Source organism: Bifidobacterium castoris (assembly GCF_003952025.1).
GTDB classification, from domain to species: Bacteria; Actinomycetota; Actinomycetes; order Actinomycetales; family Bifidobacteriaceae; genus Bifidobacterium; species Bifidobacterium castoris.
The window spans coordinates 1-8570 of the sequence record NZ_QXGI01000015.1 but is presented as its reverse complement, the minus strand read 5'-3'; the positions used below and the strand labels follow the sequence as shown (position 1 = coordinate 8570).

Below are 8570 nucleotides of genomic sequence, written 5' to 3'. Positions count from 1 at the left end.
GTGAAATACGTCGGGTCCAGCTGGGCGGATCGGGCGTCCGCAACCAATGTCACCGCGCCGTGTCCGCACGAGTCCCGGAAAACAATCGCTTACTCACATCCGGCATGATGAACGCCGCGGCGCCCGCCCGAAGCGTCATCGACGTGGCGAGCGTCTCGGACTTGATGAGGTCCTCGAAGCGCTCGACCTTCGCCATGTCGCCCTCCGGCACGTCCAGCGTCAGGTCGATGCGGTCGGTCACGTCGAGATCGGCGCCCTTGCGCGCGTCCTGCACGGCGCGGATGACGTCGCGCGCGTAGCCTTCGGCGATGAGCGCGTCGTCGAGCGCGAGGTCGAGGATGACGAATCCGCCCGAAGGCAGGATCGACGACGCCGAGTTGGCACGTTCACTCGCGTCCGCCTCCTCGACGCGGCGCGTGATGTCGTATTCGTCGCCCTGCAGCGTGATCTCGCCGTCCGGCGTCTCGATGACCGGGTCGCCGGTCTTCGGGTCGGCGTGCCATGCGCCGCTCTTCGACGCCTTGATCGCGAACTGCACCTGCTTTCCCAGACGCGGTCCGGCGGCGCGCGCGTTGACCTTGAGCTCCTCGACGATCTTGAGGCCGTGTTCGGCGGCCTCGTCGAGCATCAGGTAGTCGATCGCCTTGATGTTGAGCTCGCTCTTGAGCAGCGCGTCGTAGACGTCGACCTGCGACGGCTCGTCGACGACGACGGTCAGCTTCGCGAGCGGCTGGCGCACGCGCATCTTGTTGGCCTTGCGCAGCGAGAGCGTCGACGAGACGATCTCGCGCACCTTGTCCATCGCAGCCACGAGCGCGCCGTTCTCCTGAAGCACGCGTCCCAGCTCGGTGTCGGCGCCGGTGGCCGGATCGGTCAGATACGGCCAGTCGCCCAGATGCACCGATTCGCCGCCGGTCAGGCCTCGCCACACGGCCTCGGCCTCCATCGGCGCGAGCGGCGCGAGCACGCGCATGAACGCCTCGAGCGCCGTGTACAGCGTGTTGAACGCGTCCTCGTCCTCGTTCCAGAACCGGTCGCGCGAGTTGCGGATGTACCAGTTCGTCAGCATGTCGATGTAGTCGGCGACCGCATCGCAGGCCTCGGAGATCGCGAAGGCGTCCATGTCGCGGGTCACGTCCGCGATGAGCTGACGGGTGCGGGCGAGCAGGTAGCGGTCCATCTGCGCGAGGCCGCCGATCTCGTCGGCGCGCACGCGGCGCGCGTCGTATCCGTTGCCTCCGTTCGCGGCGTTCGCATACAGCGTGAAGAAGTAATACGAGCTCCATACCGGCAGCATGATCTGGCGGACCGTGTCGCGGATGCCCTCGGAGGTCACGATGAGGTTGCCGCCGCGCAGGATCGGCGAGCTCATCAGGAACCAGCGCATCGCGTCGGAGCCGTACTGGTCGAACACGCCGTTGACGTCCGGATAGTTGCGCAGGTGCTTGCTCATCTTCTGTCCGTCGTCGCCGAGCACGATGCCGTGGCAGATGACGTTCTTGAACGCCGGCTTGTCGAAGAGCGCCGTCGCCATGACGTGCAGCAGGTAGAACCAGCCGCGCGTCTGGCCGATGTACTCGACGATGAAGTCGCTCGGGAAGTGGTGCTCGAAATACTCCTTGTTCTCGAACGGATAGTGGTACTGCGCGAACGGCATCGAGCCGGATTCGAACCAGCAGTCGAGCACGTCGGTGATGCGGTGCATCGTCGACTTGCCGGTCGGGTCGTCCGGGTTCGGACGGGTCAGGTTGTCGATCCACGGGCGGTGCATGTTGACGTTGCCCTCGCTGTCGCGCGGATAGTCGCCGAAGTCGCGCTTGAGCTCGTCGAGCGAGCCGTAGACGTCGACGCGCGGGTACTTCGGGTCGTCGCTCACCCACACCGGGATCGGCGAACCCCAGAAGCGGTTGCGCGAGATCGACCAGTCGCGGGCGTTCGAGAGCCACTTGCCGAACTGGCCGTCCTTGACGTTCTCCGGGATCCAGTTGATCTGCTGGTTGAGTTCGAGCAGACGCGGCTTGATCTTCGTGACCGAGACGAACCAGCTCGAGACAGGCTTGTAGATGAGCGGCGTGCCGCAGCGCCAGCAGTGCGGATACGAATGCACGTAGCTCTTCTCCTGGAACAGCAGCGCGCGTTCGGCCTCGGGACGTTCGGCGAGGGGGCCGTCGCCGGCGCGCAGGTTGCGCAGGATCGGCAGGTTCGCGTCGAAGACGAAGAGCCCCTCGTAGTCCGGGCACAGCGACGTGAAGCGGCATGCGGCGTCGAGCACGTCGATGCTCCTGATGCCGTGCGCGTTGAGCGTGTTCATATCGTCCTCGCCGTACGGCGCCTGATGCACGAGACCGGTGCCTTCGGCCGTGTCGACGTAGTCGGCGGTGAAGATCTGGTACGCGTTCGGGCCCGGGGTGCCGTCCTCGGCCGTCGCCGCCTCGCCGGCGAAGTACGGGAAGATCGGATGGTAGCGCCAGCCGACCATGTCGCGGCCCTTGAGCTCGCGCACGACCTCGTAGTCCTCGCCGAGCTCCTTGTTGTAGGAGTTCAGCAGCGCCTTCGCGAAGTAGAACTTCTTGCCGGCGAACCTGCCCTGCGTCGGACGCACCTCGACGTAGTCGATGTCGCCGCCGACGACGACGGCGAAGTTGGTCGGCAGCGTCCACGGCGTCGTCGTCCAGATGACGGCGTAGGCGTCGTCCTCGTCACGCAGCTTGAGCGCGACCGAGACGGTCGTGTCCTGACGGTCCTGGTAGACGTCGGCGTCCATGCGCAGCTCGTGCGCCGAAAGCGGCGTCTGGTCCTTCGGGCAGTACGGCAGCACGCGGTAGCCCTTGTAGGCCAGCCCCTTGTCGTAGAGCGTCTTGAACGCCCACATCACCGACTCCATGTACGGGATGTCGAGCGTCTTGTAGCCGTGTTCGAAGTCGACCCAGCGCGCCTGGCGGTGCACGTAGTCGCGCCACTCGTTCACGTATTTGAGCACGGAGGCGCGGCAGGCGTCGTTGAATTTGTCGATGCCCATCTTCTCGATCTGGTCGACCGAGTCGATGCCGAGCTCCTTCTGCGCCTCGAGCTCGGCGGGCAGGCCGTGCGTGTCCCAACCGAAGACGCGGTTGACGCGATGCCCCTTCATCGTCTGATAGCGCGGCACGACGTCCTTCGCATAGCCGGTCAGCAGATGGCCGTAATGCGGCAGGCCGTTCGCGAAGGGCGGCCCGTCGAAGAACACGAACTCGTTGTCGCTGTTCTCGCCGGAGGAGTTCTCATCGATGGATTTCCGGAAGGTGTCGTTCGTGTCCCAATACTGCAGCACATCCTCTTCGAGCTTGGGGAAATCCGGGTTCGGCGTGACGTTGGCGCTTTGGTCGCCGGCTGCCGCCTTGGGGTACACGTGCTTTGGTGTTTCGCTCACCGTTGCTCCTCGTCGTTGCAGACTTCAGTTGCCTGCGAGGACGACGGACGCCCGCGCGGCGGTGCGCGTCGCGCGCGCCGCCGCGGGACCGCCACCGCGGTACCACCTCGCTTGCCGCATGCGCGCCGCATCCGCGACGTGCATATGACCGCTCGATCCGGCTGTGTCGGGCCGGTCCCGTCGGTTCTACTGAGCCCGACGCGCACGCGCACGACGGGCCGTTCTTCCGAAGGCTCCCCGCTGATGACGGATCGTCGCCTGCATACGGCGACACTATAGCAGCAGCTCGGGAACGGCACGACGCCCTCTTTCGCCCATGGCGCCCCCATTGCGCCATGGCGGCGCCCCGCCGCGCCTCGGGGGCATGCGTCCGGTGCGAGATGCCGGCATTCCCCTGACGGCGGACGCATGAAGTCCATCCTTCACGCGGAGCCAATCCGCTCATGCTCTGGTAATGCTTAGGATATCGGATTCCGTCATGCCGTCAAGGCATCTGCGGAAATTAGTCGTACAGCGTATCCACGTCCGTTCGTCTCCGTAACATCCCCGCTTGAGCATTCAGTTTGTCCGACTTCCATCGTCTTGGGCGAGACAGGACGGTGTCCAGCCATATCCATGCCACGCGGGGGCATCGTCATGCCCGTACCCCACGCCCCGTCCAGGAAAGGACCCCATGCCCGAAACACGGACCGCAACCGTTACGCCCGCCCGCAGACGGCTCATCTTCGTCAACATCATCCTGTCGTGCATCGCCTCATCGCTCCTGTCCACCGCGCTGAGCACCGCGCTCACCCCCATCATCAACGAATTCGGCGTCGAAGTCGCGGTGGGACAATGGATCACCAGCATCTACTCGCTCGTCATGGCGGTCATGATCCCGATGACGGCCTTCCTCGCCAAACGCGTGCCCACGAAGACGCTGTATGCGGGCGTCATCGCCGTGTTCCTCGTCGGCACGGTGGCCTGCATGCTGGCGCCGAACATCCAGGTCCTGCTCATCGGCCGCGCGCTGCAGGCCATGGGGGCCGGCGCGATCACCACGGTCGGCCAGATGGTGTTGCTCACGATCTTCCCCGTCGAGGAGCGCGGCACGATCATGGGCTGGTACGGACTCGCGCTCGGCGCCGCGCCGGTCGTCGCCCCGACGCTCGGCGGCATGCTCGCCGACAGCGCCGGATGGCGTTCGATCTTCGCGCTCGTATTCGCCATCATGCTGCTTTCGTTCATCTACGCGCTCATCGTGTTCTCCAACGTCCTTGAGAATACGAAGGAACGCTTCGACATCCTCTCCTTCCTGCTTACGGCGATCGTCTTCGGCGGCGTCACCTACGGCATCGGCGTGCTCGCGGAAGGCTTCGATGTAGTCGGCTGCATCGCGCTCGTCGTGGGTGCGCTCACCTGCGTGCTGTTCGTGCGCCGGCAGCTGCATCTGGACAAGCCCTTCCTCGACGTGCGCGTGTTCTCCAGCTACCGTTTCCGCGTCGCCACGATCGCGAGCATCCTGCTGTATCTGGTGATGATCGGACCCGTGACCACGATCCCGATGGTCGTGCAGACTGGATTGGGCGGATCGGCGACGGTGTCCGGTCTGGTGCTGCTGCCCGGATCGCTGTGCAGCATCGTCATGAATCCGATTGCAGGCAGGCTGTTCGACAAGATCGGCGCACGCGGACTGACGATCGTGGGTTCGGCGCTCTCGCTCATCCCGATGGTGCTGCTCGCCTTCACGACCACCGGCACGCCGCTTGCGCTCATCGCCGGCTACAACGCGATTCGCTGCATCGGCATCGCGCTGATGATGATGCCGCTGCTCACCTGGGCGATGAGCGGGCTGCGCCAGTCCCAGACCGCCGACGGCACCGCCTTGTTCAACGCCCTCAACCAGGTGGCGTCCGCCATCAGCACCGCCGTGTTCGTCGGGCTCATGGGCAATGCCGGCGTGGCCGGCTTCGACCTGTCCACCTGGGCGGGCGCGGGCTGCGCCGTCGTGATGCTCATCGTTTCGGTGTTCTTCATCCGGTACCGTCCGGGCACCGTCGCCGCCGGCAACGAGTGACCCGGCGCCGCGATATGGAAGGGCCGCGCCCGCCGGACCGCACCCCAAAAATCGAATCGGGAATATCCCGATCTGGGTTTTGGGGTGCGGTCCGGCGGGCGCGGCCCTTGCGCCTCATGGCGTCATGCTATTCGCCGAGTTCCGCCTTGAGGCGGGCGAGCTCGTCGTCGACCGACGCGCTGCCGCCGGCGAGGTACTTGTTCGCGAGTTCCTCCTCGCTCGCCTGCGTGTTGAGCTCGGCCGTCGCGTTCGCCTCGTTGAGCATCTGGTCGGCCTTCGCCTCCATGCGGTCGAAGGCGGCCTGGCTGCGCGAGCTCTTCGCCGTGGATTCGGTGGCCTTGTTGACGGTGCTCTGCGCCTTCGCGACGGCGACCTTGGCGTGCACAGCGGCGCGGCGCGCCTGCAGGCCGTTGATGTCGTTGACGAGCTTGTCGTGCATCTGGCGCATCTTCGCGGCGTTGTCCTCGGCGACCTGCGCGGCCTGCTCAAGCGACGGCAGCGTGCTTTCGTACTGCTGCTTGCGCGTGATGAGCTGACGCGCGTCGTCGTCGGCGCCGGCCTTGACGGCCGCCTTCGCCGCCGCCTCGTACTTCGCGATGTCGGCCTTGCATTCATTGACCTGCTGGCGCGCGCTTGTGGCCGCAGCCATGACGCCGGCGGTCTCCTTCTTGACGGCGGCGAGGTCCTCATTGAGGTCGAGCAGCATCTGATCCACCATCTTCGCCGGATCCTCCGCCTTGTCGAGCAAGGCGTTGATATTGGCGCGCATGATGTCGCCGAATCGTTTCAGGATAGCCATTATCGTTGTCCTTTCTGGTCGTCCTGACTATATTTTTTCAAAATCGGGTCCTCCGCCTCTTCGAGCGGGGTGTTGACCATGCGTTCCACGTACGCTTCGTGTTCGCGCCGGCGTTTGATCACCATCCAGATGATGATGACGATGATGACGAGCACGCCGATGACGATGACGGCGATGACGACCCATTTGAGCACGTCGTTGGTCGTCGTCGTCTTCGTCATGATGCGCTCCGCCGTCGAGTCGAAGGTCTTGACGATCGCGTCGTCGGTGCTCAGATTGGAGTACCAGTACTGGTCGTAGTACGCCCAGAAGATGTCGACCGCCTGGGCGTCCATCACCGTCGAGATGTTCCGCCCGTTGATGAGCACGCTGTGGCCTATGACGTTCTCGGAGTCCTTGTCGGCGAAGTACACGAGCAGCAGCGTGTCCTGGTTGTCGATGTGCTTCGTGTACCAGTCGTGCGCCCAGTCCTCGCGTTCGGCGTCGGTCGTCGTCTGCGCGTTGTATTTCGCGAGCAGCACATAGGGCTGGATGCCTGTCTTGTCATAGAACGACTTGAGCCCGCGTTCGGTCGCGCGCACATCCTCAACCCATCCGAGTTCGTCGACGACGTCGTCGCTGTCGTAGGGGGCGCCGGATTCGATCTTCTCGCGGTTGTAGGTGCTAGCCGGTATCGCCCCGCCTCCTGTCGACTTGTCCCCCGAACAGCTCAGGAAGCCGAGCAGGATGACGCAGACGATCGCGATGACGATGCCGATCGCCGCCAGCCATCCCGATCCCGAGTGCGGGTTTCTTCCGCCGCCGGCGGGCGGGAACGGCCCCGGGCCGTCGCCGTAGACGCCGCCGGATGGACCGCCATAGGTGCCGTCGGTCGGCCGCTGGGGCGTGCGCATGCCGTTCTCGCTCATATGCGGCACCTCGATGCGCGTACGCTGGCGGGAGCGGCGCTCCTGCCCCTTGCCGTAGGCGACGCCGATGCCGAAGTTGATCAGATCGCCCAGATCGATGCCCGAACGATACCGCGGATGGCCGGAATGCCGGCGCGGCGACGGACCGCCGAAACCACCGAAACCACCGAAACCGCCGAAACCACCGGATCCTGCGCCCGAGTCCATGCCCGGACGCCGCCCGGTGCCACGAGGGCCGTGCGAACTGGCGCGCAGTCCGTCGTTGTGGCTGCTCGCCGACGGTCCCGGACCGTCGCCGCTCCCCGGTCTTGGCATGACCGCCTCCTTGTTGCCCTGTGTTGCCCTGTCCCTGTCCGTCCGGCCCTGCCGCACGCCTTCATCGACGCGACCGGCCGAACGCATTGCGCACCAATATACGTCAGATCCCCGCTGCGCACTTCACGATCATGCTTTTTTGAGACCGTGGGCGGACATCCGCACCGAATGCGGCAAGAGCGGGACCTATGGCCGCGAAATACACGACGGGTGCGGGCCTTGCGCCTTCTTGGCGCAAGGCCCGCACCCGTCGCATCCACCGGACCGCCGTTCAGCGGGTGGCGTCGCGGTCCTCGAGTTCCGGATCCTCCCACTGGTTCGCGTCCAGCGGTTCCTCGGCGACCTCGGCGGCACGCTCGATCCTGGCGTCGTGTTCGGCCTTCTTCTCGGCGGACTTGAGCGCGACGCCCAGGTCCTCATGCGGCACGTCCTCGTTCGGCTTGCCGGTGACCGGATCGGCGTACGGATGGTCGGTGTCGCGCACGATGTTCTCGAGGTCGTCAAGCTCGCTCGTGCTCATGTCGTCCAGATCGTCGCCGACGTTCTTCTTGTCCTGTGCCATGTCGTCTCCATTCGTGGATCTTCCGCGCGGCGTCCTTCGCCGCAGCCGCTATCCTCAATATAACCGCTCGGCGCCGCGCCGCGCCGCGGTTTTCCCCCATCGGGCGAATGATTCTCGTTTCATTGCGAATGCCGCGTTTTCATCGTCCGCCGCGGCCGACGGCACCCCTCGGCGTGCGTCGGCATATGACTGCGGGCGCGGTATCCGTCGCCTCCTGCACGCCGCGCAACCTCGTCGCGGCGATGGATCGGTCAAGGAAAACGCAATGAAAACAGGTGAAGGCGTCGGCCTTCACCTGTTTTCGTCCGAGGTCGGCCATCCACATGCGACCGTTGGGACGACGGCGTCTCGCAGTACCCCTGCGATGGATACGCCGCGCCGGCGCGCCTCAGCGAGGCACCTCGTCCATGTTCTCCCACAGATCACCAGCGCACAGTCCACTACAGCCATAAAATCATTGGAATCATTGACAATTTGCGCGTTATAGCCTCATGCCTCCAACTCTGCAAATCCCACCCTGT

At 65.1% G+C, this 8570-nt stretch carries 5 protein-coding genes; 1 reads left to right on the top strand and 4 read right to left on the bottom strand.

Features of this window, described 5'->3' with window-relative positions:
- Window positions 1–49: 49 nt before the first annotated feature.
- On the bottom strand, window positions 50–3409 hold the full coding sequence (gene ileS / locus D2E22_RS10310) for a mupirocin-resistant isoleucine--tRNA ligase (protein ID WP_126032995.1): 3360 nt from the start codon (window positions 3407–3409) through the stop codon (window positions 50–52).
- Between the two features lie 673 nt (window positions 3410–4082).
- Between ileS and D2E22_RS10305 the strand changes: the two genes are divergently transcribed.
- The gene (locus tag D2E22_RS10305; protein WP_126032994.1) at window positions 4083–5465 is read left to right on the top strand and encodes a DHA2 family efflux MFS transporter permease subunit; all 1383 of its coding nucleotides are present in this window, start codon (window positions 4083–4085) and stop codon (window positions 5463–5465) included.
- A gap of 127 nt (window positions 5466–5592) precedes the next feature.
- Here D2E22_RS10305 and D2E22_RS10300 read toward each other — a convergent pair whose 3' ends face one another.
- From D2E22_RS10300 to D2E22_RS10290, 3 genes are all read right to left on the bottom strand, one after another.
- Window positions 5593–6264: a PspA/IM30 family protein gene (locus D2E22_RS10300; protein ID WP_126032993.1), complete on the bottom strand. Its 672-nt coding sequence runs from the start codon at window positions 6262–6264 to the stop codon at window positions 5593–5595.
- Window positions 6264–7487 (bottom strand): hypothetical protein, encoded by a 1224-nt coding sequence (locus D2E22_RS10295; protein ID WP_126032992.1) that lies wholly within the window; start codon window positions 7485–7487, stop codon window positions 6264–6266. The genes D2E22_RS10300 and D2E22_RS10295 overlap by 1 nt, the downstream gene beginning before the upstream one ends.
- Window positions 7488–7758: 271 nt before the next feature.
- On the bottom strand, window positions 7759–8049 hold the full coding sequence (locus D2E22_RS10290; protein WP_126032991.1) for a hypothetical protein: 291 nt from the start codon (window positions 8047–8049) through the stop codon (window positions 7759–7761).
- Between the last annotated feature and the right edge of the window lie 521 nt (window positions 8050–8570).

Bases quoted from the DNA above. Each gene is read 5' to 3' on its own strand.
- D2E22_RS10305 (WP_126032994.1), top strand. From the start codon at position 4,083: ATGCCCGAAACACGGACCGCAACCGTTACGCCCGCCCGCAGACGGCTC.
- D2E22_RS10300 (WP_126032993.1), bottom strand. From the start codon at position 6,264: ATGGCTATCCTGAAACGATTCGGCGACATCATGCGCGCCAATATCAAC.
- D2E22_RS10295 (WP_126032992.1), bottom strand. From the start codon at position 7,487: ATGCCAAGACCGGGGAGCGGCGACGGTCCGGGACCGTCGGCGAGCAGC.
- D2E22_RS10290 (WP_126032991.1), bottom strand. From the start codon at position 8,049: ATGGCACAGGACAAGAAGAACGTCGGCGACGATCTGGACGACATGAGC.